This is a genomic window from Parabacteroides chongii, assembly GCF_029581355.1.
Lineage (GTDB): Bacteria > Bacteroidota > Bacteroidia > Bacteroidales > Tannerellaceae > Parabacteroides > Parabacteroides chongii.
The window spans coordinates 3,975,698-3,993,631 of sequence record NZ_CP120849.1 but is presented as its reverse complement, the minus strand read 5'-3'; the positions used below and the strand labels follow the sequence as shown (position 1 = coordinate 3,993,631).

The following is a 17,934-nucleotide window of genomic DNA, read 5'->3' as shown; positions in this document are numbered from 1 at the left end:
TCCTTGTTTCGTTTTAGGTTTATAAATTATTTAATTTCCATTAATTCGATAGCGATGCCTTCTTCTTCGATGAAAGCAATAGTAAGATGTTCGTCGCATACAGCCGGACCGAAGATAACTTTTGCATCTTTCAGCGCTTCTTCCAATGAAGGAACCGTGTAAGCGATATGACCATTCGTTTTAACCAGATCAGGCAAGCAGCTGGCAGCAGGATCGTCAAATTTCAGAAATTCGATCTTGTTAGGACTCTTGCTGTAATCGGTTAACCATACGTTCAAGCCTTCGTTGAACATTGCACCTTCTTTCTGTTCGTTGGTAAGGATACCTACATGATTATAAGTTCTCATGATCATTAAAATTTAATGTTAAACTTGTATATTAATAATTCATTCATTTTCCTTTATCTTATTATACCCGATTCTCGATAATATCCCCAAAATCACCACTACGATTCCAACCATATAGAGATATGTAAAGATTCCGTGTACATTGTCGTTCTGTCCGTATGAATGCATTCCGCTCAGGAAATAATTCACTCCGAAGAATGTCATCAGGACAGAAGAGAAAGCCACTACCGAGCAAAGGTTAAACAGCCAGTCGCTATACCAGCGTTTTACCAGATGCAGGTGAGTAACGACCGCATACACCACCATCGTGATCAGTGCCCATGTTTCTTTCGGGTCCCATCCCCAGTAACGTCCCCATGATTCGTTTGCCCACACAGCTCCCAGGAAAGTTCCGACCGTCATCAACGCCAAACCGACCCAAAGCGCCATTTCGTTTACGATGGTCAATTCTTTGATACGGGCTTTCAGCAAGGCTGTATTTTTCTTTCCGGCAATACTTGTTAGTACCAGATTGGTCAGTCCGATCAGGCAACTGATACCGAAGAAACCATATGCAGCCACAATAACAGCCACATGGAACATCAGCCACGGCGATTTCAATACGGGAACCAGCGGGTTGATCTCCGGATCCATCCAGTTCAGTCCGGAAACGAACAGGATAATTCCACCGAACAAAGTAGCCAGTGCAAAGGTCACCGTACTGCGGCGCACGAATAACAAACCAGCCAGGACAGTTGCCCAGGCCACATACACCATTGTTTCGTATGAATTACTCCACGGTGCATATCCGCCGATATACCAGCGCATCCCCATTCCATACATATGGTAAGTAAATACGAGCAACACCCCTACCCCCAATATCCAGATACCGAACTTCATCCACTTCTGCTGCTTGAACAGCATAACGAACGAAAGGACCAGCAACAAACCGCCCAGGATCAGATAACCTATCTTACACTGACGGAATACATCCATCTTATTATATTTAAGCTCAGCTTCAATCCTTTTAGCCGAGATATCGAGTGTCTTGTTCTTTGCCTGCTGATACGTGCCGATCATATCGATCACCTCGTCAGCCTTCGACCAGTCACCTTTCTGCAAGGCATCCTGCACTTCTGCCAGATACCATCCCATAATACGGGAAACGAACATGGAGTCTTTCCCTGTAAATGCAGACAGATCGTCACCGGCAGCATACCATTTATGATTAGGATCGTCCTCTTTCGGAAACAGATTCAGCATCTGGTAATTGATCAGCTGATGAAATATATTGATCTGCTCATCGAGTTTAAGCAAGTCTTTATCGAAACGGGTACGCTGGGCAGGCATCTTGTTATAGGCTTCTTCCAGCTTTTCCTGTAATTTATAATCTCCATTCTTATCGAACACCTGCAGATAAGCACATTCACCGTCTGTCAAATCATAATAATTTGCCAGCTCCGGATTGGATAAAGCGATGAAAGGTACACGCATCCACATGTCCGGCATAGCCAGCAGGCTCAACAGGAACTGATCGGAATTTAATTTACCGATCTTATCCGCTTTGTGCAGTTTGCGCAGGATCTCCGAAGAGAATGTATTGATAGGCATCATACGTCCACTATGGGACTGAATGGGCAATGCCCCGAATTTTGCCGCATGTTCCGGAGATACCGCATATTTCTGCACGGCATCCAGCATGGGCGAAGTTTCTTTTTTTGCGTCCACCGATACCGATAAAGCCAGTAACGCAAGGATCATGGTTGCCGATTGAGCAACAGAACGCAGCTCCTTTAAACGACGGCTCAACGCCATAAAACGGGAGTTCTTCCCTACCAAGGAAATAATAAGTCCGATCACCAACAGCAGGTAACCGGTATACGTTATGTTCCGTCCTGCCACATCACGGTTGACGGAAAGTACGGTACCCTGTTCATCCGGATCGTAAGAAGCCTGGAAGAAACGGTAGCCTTTTATATCTAATACGTTATTCATAAATACCCGTTCGCGACGTGTCTGACCATCTACATGTACCAGCAATTCGCTTTCGTAGGAAGACGGGCTGGACGAACCAGGATAGCGGGTCAAAGTAAATTTCTCCAGTTCCACAGTGAAAGGTAAGGTATGGAAAGTAGTCAGATCGCCCTGGCGGACTGCTATCTGATCTGTTGATTCTCCTTCGCGGATATGAAGGATTCCTTCTTCACCGAACTGGAAAGAAGTAAGGGCGCCAAGAAGGATAATAATAAAGGAAGTATGAACGAGCATCAAACCCCATCTGCGGAGTTTTAAATACTGATACTTAACAGCAATGACGAGAAAATTAGCGACTAAAAGAAATTGCAACAAAAAGAATAAAGGAGAATAATAAATCATCGCTTTGGCAGCAGCCGTACCATGATACTTTTCAATAAAAGTGGCAACAGCCAGACCAAAACCATAAAGAAGTAACAAAACGATCGTTGTTACAAAGGATGAGAATATTCTTTCGAGAGTTGCTTTCATTTGATGTTCTAATTAAGTTATGCCGTCAAAGATAAGAATTTTCAATTAAGTGACCCCGGCCTTTCCGGGGCCACCTAATAGATATTATCTATATCTGGGACATATCTTAGAGATTAGTCTTCGATAATTACACGGAAACCTACGTTAAATACACGCTGATACGGATAGTATGCCTTACGTGCATAAGAAGTAGAGAACTTCGGACGTTCGATGTATGAACCACCACGAGCCACTTTATGGTCTGAAGTCAGTTTTGACTTCGGATTGTATGGATAAGGTACATAATCTGAACGAGTCCATTCTGACACATTACCGTGCATGTTATACAAACCGAACGGGTTCGCTTCGTAAACCTTCTCGCCTGTCTGGATCAACTGACCATCGTCTACACCTTCTTCTTTCGGCAGATAAGTATAATACTTATACCACATAGAATTCGGAGACATAGGTTTCGGGTCAACACCACTTACCGCGAACAGTAAAGTAGTTTTGTCAGCCAAGTTCTCATATTTACCGAAGTCCGTATTCATATCACCATACCAGAAATCACTGTTGCTACCTGCGCGACAAGCCCATTCCCATTGTGCTTCTGTCGGAAGCGTAATGTTCAAGCCTGTCTTTTCGCTCAGTTTCTTACAATATTCCATAGCATCGTTGTAGCTTACACGGATAACCGGTTGATTCGGCTCGTTAGCCGGATAACCCTGTACCACGTGGTCTTTCCATAACTGGTCTACGAAACGGCTGTCGTGATCCGGATTGATTACATTAAACTGCTGGTTGGTTACTTCCATTTCACCCATCCAGAACGGTTTGTCGATCTTCACTTTAGCTGTAGGATAAGCATCCGATTCGCCATTGTAGCTACCCATTACGAATTCACCTGCAGGAATACGAACGAAATTGATCTTCACACCCGGAGCGATTTCCACCTCTTTGCGATTGCTGGTTTCCTTGGCAAGCATGTCTTTGATAGCAGCTTTGTCGAACGGCCAACCTTTAGCCTTCACTTCTTTCACCTTTACAGGAGCCGCCTTTTCAGGCATAACCGGAGTAATCGGACCCTGCGCTTTCAAATAAGAAGCATAGTCAGCGATTTCCTTCTTCCAGTCTACACCCATACCGTTAGCATACTTGTCAGTCAGTTCCTTACGACGTTCGATCTGATCGAATCCCTGGTATGGAATAATTTCCTTACCCAGAACATTGGCATCGAAGTAACCTTTATCAGGAGCGTTATAGTCAATCCAGTTGTACAGTTTCAACCATTCTGCATCTGTCAGTTTCACGTTATGGTGACCTTTCTTCAGGATACGAACCAATTCACTGGTGTTCGGATGATATTCATACGGCTGAAGAACAACCATATCACCTTCACCGCCCTGACGATGTACGTACGGATGGATATTCAAGTAAGAAGTACCATAACCCAGTTTGTCTTTCTTACCGCCGCGCAAGTCGAATGCTTTGCCTTCGCCATTGTGACAAGCGATACAAGCACGATCCAGGATCGGCTGAATTTCCAGGTCGAATGTAAATGAACGAACGCCACCTTCCGGAGCTTTCAAAGGAGCAGCAGCTTTCTGAGAAGCCATTACACGCTTAGGAATAGGAATCTGGTTCTGGTCTTCGTGACAACCGATACAAGAAACCACTTCACCCGGCTGACCAGTTACCCAACTACGCATCCACTGAACAGCAACGCCATCCTTATCGATTGGCTGGATAGAGATCGGTGTATTAGCCGGAACTTTGAAGATTGCTGAACCGTCTTCTTCAACAGGTACAGTACCTAACAAACGTTTGATATCCCAACCACTCTGAATACCATGCCAGTTATGGTCAGAACGAGTCTTCACATAAGCATATTCGTAAGCATGCAGACGAAGCTCCTTTACAGTTCCGCGAGGAATACCGCGCAGACCTTCACCTTCATAAATATCCTGAATAAAGATAGTAGCTTCTTTTTCATTCAGCTTCACACGATCAGGAATTGCCGGAGGAGTTTTAGTTTCCTTCACCAGGATCGGGCTGATATAACCTTCACCCTCTGCCTGCATCAGACAAGTTACGTTATCATAGATGTCGACCAGATAAAGTCCCCACAATGACTGAGGATTCAATTTGGCAGCAACCAGGAAATATTTGTCGTTCAACGGAGTCGGTTTTACGAACTGCGGCCATACACCATTTACCAGTTCGTCTTTGATCAGCTCCTGGATAGGACGGTTACGATGAGGAATTTCCTGCACCATACCCTGAACATTCTTACGGCCTTTTGTCGGATCGAAGATAATCAAACGTCCTGAACGGGCAACACCGTGGTGACCGGAAATGATACCTACGAAAGCAGAGCCATGTCCTGGCAACGGTTGGATATCGAATGTACTGTTCGGGAACATTGAACCGCTACCATACAGTGCTTTGTTCTCCGTTCCGTCCGGGTTCATATGCATTACGATACGAGAATAGTAGTGAGTCAGGTCAGTATATTCCCAACGAGTGTACATCACACGTCCGTTGTTCATAACAACCGGGTTCCAGTTTGCATCCTGGTCGAAAGTCAAACGACGCAGGTTCTTTGTCTGCGGAGTATACAGAACCATATTACCTACCGGGTCATCACCGCTTACACAAGGAACACCCTGGTAACCGATGTTAGAGTTAGCGATAATACGTCCGTCCGGCAGATAAGTACCGTCATAAAATTCCAAATCCGGCTCTTCGTTTTCTACCAGTTTTTTGCAACCTGTTCCGTCCAGCTTCACTTCATATACGTTCCAACGTTTATCGTTTTCACCCATCAAAGTCGTGAACATTACGCGGTCAGCATTCCAGTGCATTCTCAGGTCAGCGATAGAAGCATCAGCTACGATCGGTTTGAAAATGCTCTTCATCTGCATATCGCCACGAAGGTTTGTCAGCTCGATGATCTCTGCATTGAAACCACTACGACGTGCAGATTCCTGGTTACTCCAGTTATTAGCCTGTGTACCCAGGTCCGGCGCCATTGCCTGACGTGCTCTTGAACCTAATTTATAACGTACAGCAACGATCTTGTCAGCATCCAGCAGCGGGTTACCCACCAAGATAGCCTTTTTGTTTTCCAATGCTTTGCGGGCATCAGCCATTGCTTGTTCGTCACCTTTATAAATACCGCTGAAACCTTTCTGCTGAAGTTTTACCAATTCGTCCAGCATCGGCTGATATTTGGCAGCATCAAAACCTTTCTGCTTGCTCATATCTGCAAATGCCAACTTGATAGCATCGACATTCAGCCATTCCAGGTCACCCTGCAATGCATAAACATCCTGAAGTTTTTCAAACAATTCCAAATATTTGCGGATCTGAGTATTTACATCTTTCTCGTTGGCGATCTGCTGAACGACACTCTTATAATAAGAACCGTCTTTCAACTTTCCGATCATAGCGTCTACTGCCTGTTTTTCAACAGAAGCATCCGGAGTGATCAGCCATGTATCCAAACCGTCCATCATAGCGCCCAGCATACCGATCTGTTCCGGATATTTAGCGATCAGTTCGTCGCCAACAAATTTCGGAACCACATTCAATGCCTGGAAATACACGCTACCGCCGGAAGAAGTATCGTCGATACCTACTTCAGCTTCAAAGCGAACGTATTCACCTTTAACAGGATAAACCAAAGTTCCGTTTGCATGGCAGAAAACACCGTGTTTGTATTCTTTGCCGGCAATGAAAATCTCATGGTCGTAAGCGTTAATATTCATTTTAGGCTTTGCCCAACCGGCAACACCATATTCGAAAGGAACTTCATCCAACCAAACAGCAGTACCGTCCGCTTTGATCAAACGAGCGTTACCCCAAACAGCCTGGTCGTAATCAGTACCATCGGGACCTCCGGCAGTGATAAGCACCAGCTTATCCACGCCTTTCAAATCCACAGCAAAAGGCTCTGCTTTTTCTTTATGCTTCTTCCAAGTGGAAATAACTGGCATATTAGCCTTCTGAAGCTGAGTCTGCAGTTCTGTTTTTGCTTTAATTGACGCATCAATCCAGGTATCCGCCTTCTTCTGTTTCGGACCAGCCGAAACAAAGAAGGATGTGGATAAAAAGAGTGATACTAATAAAAAATATTTATTCATGTATCTTTATTAAATAAGGTAATAACAACTACGATTGAATATCATTAAAGAGAAGCCTTAGGATTTGTAAAACGAAGGCCGTCGTTATCATGGTAACATGCCCATTCGTCAACAATAGCACCTTCCGGACCTGCCATCATGAAGTGGAATGATTCCAGTTCTTTCAAGCGTAATACATCGCCTACATTCTGAACAACAAAGTTTTTGCTCTTGATAGCGCCATGACTTGCAGGAATTGCCGGAGCATTCGGAGTTTCGTCACCAATTACAGAGAAGTTATAAACCCATCCCTTTTCAACCATCCATGATTCATGTTTTGCAGGGAATTTAGTTTTTACGTGAGCGTGTTCAGGGATCATCTGTCCCGGAAGCAGGTAGATAGCGTGAGCAAAATATCCGTGTTCTGCATCGTTGATCCAGAAAATACCGCCCATACCAACGTTTTCAAAGTCACCCAGACCGAAGTCGGTAACCCACATGTCTTTAGCCATCAGTTCTGTGAAAGGTACATCATAAAATTTAAACATGTCTTTCATAGCTTCGATAGCTACTTTCTGATCGAATTTGCCGTCTTTGTAGAAGTCGGCGTTTGTGTACTTCTTAGAATACTTCATTTCCTTATTATTTTTAGTGTTATCACAAGTGCATTGTTCAGGACATTCAGTCGCATCGGCTGTCTTGTTAGCAGTGTTTCCTGTACAAGCGACCATAGAGCATAAAGCCAGCCCCATAGTCATCATTTTTAAGTTCAATCCTTTTTTCATTTTGTTTTTAATTTATGTTAGTAATATTTGCTATTTTTCATCAAACGGTCAACATCATCCCAAACAGGATTACAACACTGCTATTCCCTCAATCTCTATTAATAATTCATCCCGGCAAACATCAGCCCACATATAAGATATGGGGATATTCAACCCGTATGCATTTAAAAGTCTTTCTGACTCTTCATAGAAAGACTTATCTTTCAGATAGACCCGGAGCATTTTAAGCTTTGCTTCACCTATCAGCTCCGCTATATTCTCCATCGTGATATGAAGCTGACGATCCAGCCCCACTCCTATCAGGCTTTCTTCGCCACGAATGGCAGCCGTACCCGATATATAAACCAACTCACGATCACCGAACGTCATACTTTTGGCACGTTCGAACTTCGGAGTCGTCTTCTTGCAATGAGCTGCTTCCAGCACACCTTCTGAATAAGCATGGGCAGCTACTTGCAATTTGTTATCGATCGGTGTTGCATAGCAATCCGGATTCGAGAACAAGGCTGCATCCAGATCAACCAATATACCTCCCAGGTTTGCACCGATACCTGTTGCTGCCGGATAGCCGTTCTCCCAAGTCGTCATAGCATAATAGTCGCTACGGGCATTATTGAATATCTGGTAATGCTGGTCTTCCCCATCAAATTTCGTGATCTGCTCGATATAATTCCACTGACGGATGATACTGTTAATAGGGAAACCTTCCTTTCTCAACAAGTCGGATACCAGCTTGAACACTTCCTTCGACTGCTGCTCGATACCAAAATTAATAACATCGCCATGGAAACCACCGGCAAACAGGAAACGGCCACTGCCATTTTCCAGCAACACATACGGGAATGCCCCGATATGTTTATAGGTTATATGGTCACCTTCATCCGGTGTATACATATGAGCTTCCAATACCAGCCCACCGTTCAACGGAGGCTGAGAGACATAAGTCAATACCGGCTCATGGTTCCCATAATATTTACGTACCCTCTCACGCAGTATGATACGACGTGAAACATATTGTTCATTATCACTCGGTGTGCCGAAAAAGGCCAACCTGAATATTTGTTTGTCACGCGGTAATTGAGCTAATAGCTTATCTACCATTATTTCAAAACCCGCCTTCTCCGTAGAATAAATGTTATAGTGTATCTTATCGCAATAATTCATCGATCCCTCCTTTTAGAGTGAATTTACATATTCAACCAAAGCCTCAATATCTTTCTTGGACACTTTCTTATCGATTCCATGTTTGTGCACTTCAAAGACTTCTTCCATCGTAGCTGCACGGCCATCGAAAAGATAAGGAGCCGTACGCCAAACTTCCCTTAAAGTCGGAGTATCCCATCCCTTTTCAAATTCAACATCTTCACCAATGCGATGATATTTCATATCTGTATAATAAGGTCCGCTATGACATTCGCCACATTTCAGTTTTTCAAACACCTTGCGTCCTTCTTTTGCCAGATCCGACAGTTCTCCATTTACCAAAAGAGGACTTGGTACCGGACGCAATGCTTTCAGATATTCATCCACACAGACGGCATCTTCTTCAGAAATATCAAAGAACTGAATGAAATTATATCCTGCACGTACAGCAATCTCTGCATGGGCACGGATACCGGAGATCATATTCGGAGGTGTCACATGGCTAAACAACATGCTCTTGCAATTCTTGGAATTACCAACACCGTCATTCATCAAATCCCAGTTCATACCGTCCGTACGCGCATCACCCGGATGGCAGCCGTTACAGCTCTGCCAGTTCTGGAAACAGTGGGAGGCATCATTGAAATACTTTTCCCCTTTATTGATATCGGATTCAGTACGTCCCGGATTCAGCTCCGTAGCAGTGATTTCCCGTGTGTTTATATCCATCACGTTCAGGACATCCGCAAAATAAGTAGGAATGATCAACTTTCCATCGGTAAGTACCATCGAACGCGGACCGTTGCCCTGCAAAGGAATACGTTCGCGAATACCATACAGGAAGTTCAGGTCATAATCCAATACAGCTTTATTGGGATATGCTTCAAACTTCTCACGCAAAGCCGGGTGATCGATCACACTGACTTCGTGCGTTCCCGAATGAGATATATAAATATGGTCGTTATCACAATCGATACTCCAGATACCGGCAGCACCTCTTTCCGGCTCGTCGACAACAACGGCACCGACAAATTCCTGCTTTTCCGTATCAATGATACTGAAAGCACTTGTATTCATCCAGCCCTGTTGCAACTGTGAAGTCGGCACGGCAAAACGTCCGAGGTTGTGAGAAACATAAACATACTTTCCGTCCGGTGTAATACAAATGCCACGCAAAGCATTACTACCGTTAGCCAGCTTAATATCTTTTACTTTGGTAAAACCATCCATTTCGATCACGGAAACACAGGCAGCCACATAATCCAGGTCCGCACGCTGTGCCGGAAGGAAATTGGTTACGTACATATATTTACCGTCCTTGCTGAACACGGCGGACTTCGGTTCACGCAATACTTTTACCTTGCGCAATACTTTATGATTGACAGGATCAACTTCCGATACACTGTTATCAAACTGGTTACATACATAAATAGCCTTCTTGTCCGGTCCGAACATCGGATGGCAAGCTCCCGATCCTGTAGGGATAGCAGCTTCTATCCTGCCCGACTCCAATAACAGTATCTGCAGCTTTCCGGTCTCTTCAAAAGTTGTCACATACGCCTTGTCGCCATCAACCAGGATACCGGTCGGTATTTCGTCCATGGGATAAGAATGCAACAATTTGCCGTCAGGAGAAAAAATATCAACCCGCTTCACACCTTTCTCGGTCAGAAACATTTCTCCTTTATTATTCAGTTTTATATCGGTCGTAAAAAACGGAGGATTGTCAGCCGATGCCAATGAGACACAGCAACTGACAAAGCAAGCCATTAACGAAGTTTTTAATATGTATTTCTTAGCTTTCATGGTATGTTGTTATTTTTTTGTGTTTTACTATATCCTAATTCTCCTGAGATGTTTTGTGCCACCTCCTTGATATTCGCAACCGTCGAACGGAATATCTCTTTTGTCAGCCTGTCTTTGGGTCCGGATATCCAAATCGCCCCACAAGGATATCCTGTATAATTAAATATAGGAGCGCCAACACATATAACTCCATTCAATTCTTCTTCATTATCCATAGCATAACCTAACTTACGGACTTTTTCCAGTTCCTCCAGATAGGCTTCCCGGGTAGTTATTGTCCGCGCATTATACTTCTCAAATGTCATATACGACAAATAACGGTCGCGGACCGTGTTTGGCAGATAAGCCATAATCGCTTTTCCGGGTGCTGAACAATGCAGCTCGAATGGTTTTCCCGGTGATAATACAAAACGGAACGTATGATGTCCCTGCGCTTGTTCTATAAAAATACCCTTTTGATCTCCTAATACACCAAAACAGGCAGTCTCACCCACTTTATCACGCAAATCGCGCAAACAAGGCAATACTGTCTCCAACAAATTATGTTCATTCAACGATCTGAAGCCCAAAGTTAACAATTTTCTCGATAACTTGTATCGCTTTGTGTCTTCATTATAGTTAAGGTAATCCAAACGAACCAATGTATTCAAAATACGGTAAGCGGTAGTCTGTGAAATATCCAGCTTGTTTTTAATATCCTGAAGCGCCTCACCTTGCGGATGGAGCGAAAGATATTCAAGCACCGCTATCCCTTTTTCCAGATTCGGCACCTTATAATTCTCTTCACCTTTTTCCATATTTGGAATAACGCTTTCCATATTTGAAATATTGTTTCAGATTTGAATCAAATATAAAAGAGTCGCGTTAATAAAGCATATATTTGGTGCAAAAATTGGTTAAGTCTGCTGTAAAGCATATTATTTCTTCCTATAACTAGCTACCGCCAGTACATTAAAGAAAAGAGCAAACAAGCATACGATCACAAAATGTCCTGTTAAATCAGTAAACTGGCTGCCTTTCAGGTAAACCATACGCATCACTTCCACAAAATAACGCACAGGATTGAACAAAGTTATATTCTGTGCCCATTGCGGCATACTACTGATAGGTGTAAAAAGACCGCTTAACAATGCAAAGATAATCAGAAAGAAGAAAGCCGTAAACATTGCCTGCTGCTGGGTGGAGGAAATAGAAGAAATGGCTAGTCCCAGACCGGTAAAAGCAATCAGGTAAACCGCCGCAAACAAATAGATGATGCCGATATTACCGACAGGCAACAAACCGTAAACAACCCAGGCAACAATGACCCCGATCGTCAGAAGAATAAAACCGATGATCCAAAAAGGGATCAGCTTCGACAGAAGGAACAGTGTCTTAGGCACTGGTGTCACGTTGATCTGCTCGATCGTGCCTTTCTCCTTCTCACTGACAATGTTCAGTGCAGAAAGGAAACCTCCGATGATAGTCAGCAAAAAGACCATAATCCCCGGAACCATGTAATTCTTGTAATTCAGATGCGGATTGAAAAGACTCGTAGAACGTATTCCACCGGATTGCAAGCCGGAAGTAAAACCTTTCTCCTGATTAAAATCCTGAATGATCTGCGAGAGATAAGAACTTCCCATGCCTCCTTTTGTCCCGTTCACGGCATTGGCGGCAATCAGCACATCCACTGCACCTTCCCGCCCCAGTTGCTGCTCAAAGTTCACAGGAATCTCCAGAAGCAAATCCGATTCGTTGCTTTCGATAGAGGTTATACCCTGGCCGTAACTATCCGAAACATTCGTCAGGCGGAAATAACCGGAAGCAACGACCTTCTCGATCAATTGGGCAGACAGGACAGAATGATCATTGTCTATCACCCCCAAATTGATATTGCGCATTTCAAAATTCGCTGCAAAAGGCAGGATGATCAGCTGCATCAACGGAACCCAAAAGATGATACGAGGCAGGAAACGGTCACGCTTGATCTGCTTAAACTCTTTCTCCAATAAATATCGTAATGTTCTCATAACTTTCTTGTTATAAACGAATCTTAAAACGTTTTACACTCAGAATCACCAGGAATACGACCATAAATAACAATATCCCCACCTCTTTTAGTATAGCCCCGGCACCCAGCCCTTTGATCATGATATCCTTCACGGCTATGATATACCATTTGGCCGGTACGATATTAGAGATCCATTGCAATATATCGGGCATATTCTCTATCGGGAACATCATTCCGCTAAGCAGGATCACCGGCAGCATCAGCACCATCGCACTGATCAGCATAGCTGCCTGTTGCGTATCGGCAATCGTAGAGATCAGCAAGCCCAAACAAAGGGAAACCAATGCATACAGTATGGATACAGCCACCAGGAGGGTCAGGCTTCCGGCAATCGGCACTCCCAACAGGAAATAGGACAAAAAGAGGATTGTTGCCACATTGACTATACTCAGCAACAGATAGGGTATTGCTTTGGCTAAAATGATATAAACCGGCTTCATCGGAGAAACCAGCAATATCTCCATCGTCCCCATCTCTTTCTCCTTTACAATGCCGACCGAGGTCATCAACGCACAGATCAGTATCAGGATCAATCCCATCACGCCCGGTACAAAATTGTAAGCTCCCTTCATTGTCGGATTATAAAGCAGATGAGTGACGGGGAATATTCCAGTTGACAGTTGACGGTTGACAGTTGACAGTTTCTCGTCGCTTCCTATATCTGTCAACTGTCCACTGTCAACTATCAACTGAGCCCTCTCCTGTTGTATCACAACAGTCGCATACGATGTCAACTGAGTCGCTTCATTCGGGTCGGTCGCATCCGCCAGCAGTTGTACTTCCGCATCCGGCGAAGAAGCATATTGGGGCGGAAAAACAATAACCATTTTCACTTTACCCTGCTTGAAAAGCGATTCGGCTTCCGACTGGCTGTCGATCATTTTATAAAGCTCGAAATATTCGCTGGCTGCCAGATGGGCGCCGATCTTTGTCGTAACCTCATCGCGGCTCTGATCAAATATAGCGATCGGCACGCTCTTGATTTCCGTCGTTATGGCATACCCGAAAAGTAATATCTGGACGATAGGCATAACCAGAATGATCAGCATGGTCCGTTTATCACGGAAGATGTGATAAAATTCCTTTTGTATAAAAGATAAAAATTGTTTCATACTATTCTCCTCTTTTCGCTTTTCGTGCCAGGGCATGGAAAACGTCGTTCATATTATCCACATGGAAAGAAGACTTCAAGGCAGCCGGACTGTCCAGCGCTTCGATCTTTCCGTCAACCATGATAGATACCCGGTTGCAATATTCGGCTTCATCCATATAGTGGGTAGTGACAAAAACAGTGATATTCCGCTCCGCCGCCTGATAGATCAGTTCCCAGAACTGACGGCGGGTAACCGGATCGACACCTCCGGTCGGTTCATCCAAAAAGACGACACGGGGCTCGTGGATGATAGCTACAGAGAAGGCAAGCTTCTGCTTCCATCCCAAAGGGAGTGCATCAACCAGCGTATCCCGTTCGGATTCGAGATCCAGCACCTCAAGCAACTCATCCGTTTTCTCTGCCAGCTTTTTCTCTGAAAGGCCGTAGATTCCACCGTACAAGCGAATATTCTCCCACACTTTCAGATCACCGTACAGAGAAAACTTCTGACTCATATAGCCGATATGACGTTTAATCTGTTCTGTCTCCTTATATACATCGAAACCTGCGACACGGGCCTCGCCGGAAGTAGGAGTCGACAACCCGCAAAGCATACGCATAGCAGTGGTCTTACCGGCACCATTGGCACCGAGGAAACCGAATATCTCTCCCTCTCCTACCTCAAAACTTATATGGTCTACTGCCGTAAAGTTTCCGAAGCGCTTCGTCAGGTTGTTTGTTTCTATTACGTTCATTATATATCGAATTAATGCATCTTTTACAGTTGCAATGAATTTTACACGAAGTAGGCAAACTCCGATTCTGCAGAAGACTTTGCCAACACTTTGCCATGCCTTTGGCAGAGCCCTGCCATCCTATTGGCAAACTTCTGCCATCACTATGGCAAGACCCTGCCATCGTATTGGCAAACCTATGCCATCCTATTGGCAAAACATTGCCTTTCCAATGGCAAAATCACAAAGCCATGAAGCAATCTTCCACACTAGGCATCACCGGTTCTATCGTCACATCGGTATATCCCTTTCCTTTCAGATACTGCTTCAGTGCATCCATCTCACGCCCATCCTCTTTTAATGTCAGATGATGCGCATCCCCAAAGGCATAGCAGGAATAAGTACCGGGAAAAGCCCGCAGGTCGACCAACAGCTTATACATAGCTGCCGAGCGGACAATCCACAGCTGCCTGCCAAAGGAAGCACGGATACCTGCCGGCGTATCGACGGACAAACACCGGCCGGAACGCATCAATGCTATACGGTCACAGCGGGAAGCCTCATCCATATAAGGTGTAGAAACCAGGATGGTAATACCTTGTTTCTTCAGTCGGTCCAGCATCTCCCAAAACTCCACACGCGAAACCGGATCGACACCCGTTGTCGGTTCATCCAAAAAGAGCACCTCCGGACGATGGATCAATGCACAGCACAATGCCAGCTTTTGCTTCATACCACCGGATAACTTTCCGGCTTTCCGGTTCTTGAACGGTTCTATCTGAACGTATATGTCACGAACCAGTTCATAATTCTCAGCTATTGTCGTATTGAATACCGTAGCGAAGAAGTTCAGGTTCTCCTCTACCGTCAGGTCCTGATATAGGGAGAAGCGACCGGGCATATAACCGACCATCGTACGGATCTCCTTATAATCACGAACGACATCCAGTCCGCAAACGGTTGCTTTTCCCTTATCCGCCAACAGCAAAGTCGTCAGGATACGGAACAAAGTCGTCTTCCCTGCCCCGTCCGGTCCGATCAGCCCAAACAGTTCTCCCGAATGTATATCCAGGGAAATATCCTGCAAAGCTTCCACATTGCCGTAGTTCCTGAAGATTCCTTCTATCCGCACTTCGTTGTTCATATCCCGTTCTTTATTTAATTAAACACCGTTTCCCCGTATTGCCCGATCTTGAGATAGCCGTCATTCTTAACAGCAATCTTGATGGCATAAACCAGGTTGGCACGTTCATCTTTCGTTTGGATCCCTTTAGGGGTAAACTCCGACTTATCGGATATCCAAGTGATCGTTCCCGGATATTCGCGCTGTTCATCCGCTCCGTAATCGGCAAAGACACGGACAGTCTGACCCTGTTTCAATTTTGAAAGCTGGTCGGCTGTGATATAAGCCCGGAGATAAAGCAGGTCGGTATCGGCTATTTTATACAAAGGCTTGCCGGCAGCCGTCACTTCACCCGGTTCTGCATATTTGACAAGGACCGTTCCCGCCTGGGGAGTTACGATGCGGCTTTTTTGTAACTGATCGTCGAGCTGCATGATCTGATAAAGGATGCTTTCTGCTTCGGCATCCGCTCCACCGGTCGTTTTATTCAGGGTGGAATACTGCGCATCGAGTTGCTTCTGCAGATATTTGATATTATTTACGATGTCGTCCACCTGTTTTTGGTTGCCGGCTTTTGCCTTTACCAGGTTCTCCATTCGCTGCTGTTCCGTACGGGCAGTAGCGATCTGCTGCTCCAGAGCTGCGATCTGTTTACGGATATCCGGTTTACGAATATCCACCGAGCGTAAACCTGCCGAAAGCTGCATCTTTTTCAGATATAACTGGGTACTGTCGATATATCCGACCATTGCCCCGGCATCCAGCCGGTCGCCTTCCTCTATATTCAGTTCCATGATCTTGCCGTTTGCCTCGGAAGACACCAGAATCTCCGTTGCTTCAAACGTACCCGTCGCGTCGAAGTTGCCATCTCCCCTGTTGCATGCAGCAAGGCTCAATAGTACAGTTGCTATCAAAGTGTAAGAACTCAATCGTTTCATATTACTTTTCATGATTCTTTTTGATTATTCATTATTCGTCGTATACATATAATTATAAACCGCATTCAGATGTTGGATGCGATGGGCCGCCGCCGTCTGCTTTGCCATATCTTCCGCATTGATCTCACGGATCAGGTCGGTAACGGAAATGACCCCGTTCTCCAGCTTCACTTCTGCCGCTTTCTTGATACTGGTGCGGAGACGGATTATTTCATTGTCCGCTTTCATCAGGTCGGAAATCTTCTGTATCTCCGTATTCTGCTGCATCAACTGCAGAGAGGTATTGAAGAGGAAAGTCTCACGCTGTACTTCTACCTGCTGCAGTGTGGTTGCGACTTTGCGACGATCATTCTTTAATGTATATAGTTTACCCATATTCCAGGAAAGGCGCACACCCGCTATATAGAACGGATCAAAGCTATCCTCCAGCATATTCAGTCCCGGTCTGCCGTATCCGCCCTGGACAAATGCACCGATACGCGGCATCAAACCACTTGTGATCTGCTTGTTCTGCAATTCCAGCAAATAACTTTTAGCATCCAACGCCTTCAGTTCGGGACGATTTATTTCTCCGGATAACGGATTACCCGGCACGTTCGGCACCTCCAGTATCCTGTTCGGATCATAAGGCTTCCCTATCATCGTACTCAGCATCCTGCCGAAAGCGACACGGGAGGCTTTCAGTTCGATTTCCTTCTGGCGGGCATTCAATAGTTCCACTTCCATGCTCTCGCGGTCGGACAGGTTGGCAACTCCATTAGCCATCATCGCCGTTATACGATCGATATTAATCTGTAGTTCTTTCTGCAGCAACACATTCTGGCGGATCAGTTCCTCCTGAAGTAGACAACCGAAATAAAGTTGGTTCACCCGATCGTTCAAGGTATAGAGGTCGCTTTCCAATTGTTCCCGATCTGCTATAGCCTGTGCCTTGGTCAGTTGGCGGGAAGTATGGATCGTGCCGCCGTCCCATATATTCTGGTTCAGTTCGGCAACAACCTGATACTGGTCTTTGCTCAATGTCGGTATTTCCAGTCCCGGCATGACAGCCGACAGTTTGTCCGCATCGAACGGGAGCTGGGTCACATCACTCTGATAAGTCGCTTTCGCATTCACCGTTACCTGAGGCAACCAGCCCTTGACGGCATTCGACAGATTATACTGCTCGGTCTGCCCGATCAGCCCGTACTGGCGTATCTGGGGATAATTAGCCCGTGCCCATTCGTAGCACTGCGCCAAAGTAATCTTCTCCTGCCCTTTCATGCTACCCGGCAACAGGAGAAAACATAAAAATAGAATTACACAAATCCGTTTCATAGAGGTAA

At 45.0% G+C, this 17,934-nt stretch carries 13 protein-coding genes; all 13 read right to left on the bottom strand.

The window, feature by feature from the left end; genetic code table 11:
* Positions 1-26: 26 nt before the first annotated feature.
* On the bottom strand, positions 27-347 hold the full coding sequence (locus tag P3L47_RS14875; protein ID WP_122363103.1) for a hypothetical protein: 321 nt from the start codon (positions 345-347) through the stop codon (positions 27-29).
* Between the two features lie 39 nt (positions 348-386).
* Positions 387-2,831 (bottom strand): cytochrome c biogenesis protein CcsA, encoded by a 2,445-nt coding sequence (locus tag P3L47_RS14870; RefSeq protein WP_277781307.1) that lies wholly within the window; start codon positions 2,829-2,831, stop codon positions 387-389.
* Between the two features lie 113 nt (positions 2,832-2,944).
* Positions 2,945-6,955 (bottom strand): SUMF1/EgtB/PvdO family nonheme iron enzyme, encoded by a 4,011-nt coding sequence (locus P3L47_RS14865; protein WP_277781306.1) that lies wholly within the window; start codon positions 6,953-6,955, stop codon positions 2,945-2,947.
* A 44-nt stretch (positions 6,956-6,999) separates the two neighbouring features.
* Positions 7,000-7,719, bottom strand: a complete 720-nt coding sequence (locus P3L47_RS14860) for a cupin domain-containing protein (RefSeq protein WP_122363027.1) — start codon at positions 7,717-7,719, stop codon at positions 7,000-7,002.
* 69 nt (positions 7,720-7,788) lie between these two features.
* Positions 7,789-8,883 carry a chorismate transformation FkbO/Hyg5 family protein gene (locus P3L47_RS14855; protein WP_277781305.1) on the bottom strand — a complete coding sequence of 365 codons (1,095 nt, stop codon included), beginning with the start codon at positions 8,881-8,883 and terminating at the stop codon, positions 7,789-7,791.
* 12 nt (positions 8,884-8,895) lie between these two features.
* Positions 8,896-10,668, bottom strand: coding sequence for a YncE family protein (locus tag P3L47_RS14850; protein ID WP_122363029.1), 1,773 nt, complete (start codon positions 10,666-10,668; stop codon positions 8,896-8,898).
* The gene (locus P3L47_RS14845; RefSeq protein WP_277781304.1) at positions 10,665-11,486 is read right to left on the bottom strand and encodes an IclR family transcriptional regulator; all 822 of its coding nucleotides are present in this window, start codon (positions 11,484-11,486) and stop codon (positions 10,665-10,667) included. The genes P3L47_RS14850 and P3L47_RS14845 overlap by 4 nt, the downstream gene beginning before the upstream one ends.
* 99 nt (positions 11,487-11,585) lie before the next feature.
* The gene (locus P3L47_RS14840) at positions 11,586-12,680 is read right to left on the bottom strand and encodes an ABC transporter permease (protein ID WP_277781303.1); all 1,095 of its coding nucleotides are present in this window, start codon (positions 12,678-12,680) and stop codon (positions 11,586-11,588) included.
* Between the two features lie 10 nt (positions 12,681-12,690).
* On the bottom strand, positions 12,691-13,833 hold the full coding sequence (locus tag P3L47_RS14835; protein ID WP_122363032.1) for an ABC transporter permease: 1,143 nt from the start codon (positions 13,831-13,833) through the stop codon (positions 12,691-12,693).
* Between the two features lies 1 nt (position 13,834).
* On the bottom strand, positions 13,835-14,569 hold the full coding sequence (locus tag P3L47_RS14830; RefSeq protein WP_277781302.1) for an ABC transporter ATP-binding protein: 735 nt from the start codon (positions 14,567-14,569) through the stop codon (positions 13,835-13,837).
* Between the two features lie 220 nt (positions 14,570-14,789).
* A complete protein-coding gene (locus P3L47_RS14825) occupies positions 14,790-15,692 on the bottom strand; it encodes an ABC transporter ATP-binding protein (protein WP_277781301.1) in 903 nt (300 codons plus the stop codon).
* Between the two features lie 14 nt (positions 15,693-15,706).
* Entirely contained in the window at positions 15,707-16,621 is a 915-nt protein-coding gene (locus P3L47_RS14820; RefSeq protein WP_277781300.1) for an HlyD family secretion protein, read from the bottom strand.
* Between the two features lie 12 nt (positions 16,622-16,633).
* Positions 16,634-17,926 carry a TolC family protein gene (locus P3L47_RS14815; RefSeq protein ID WP_277781299.1) on the bottom strand — a complete coding sequence of 431 codons (1,293 nt, stop codon included), beginning with the start codon at positions 17,924-17,926 and terminating at the stop codon, positions 16,634-16,636.
* Positions 17,927-17,934 lie beyond the last annotated feature (8 nt).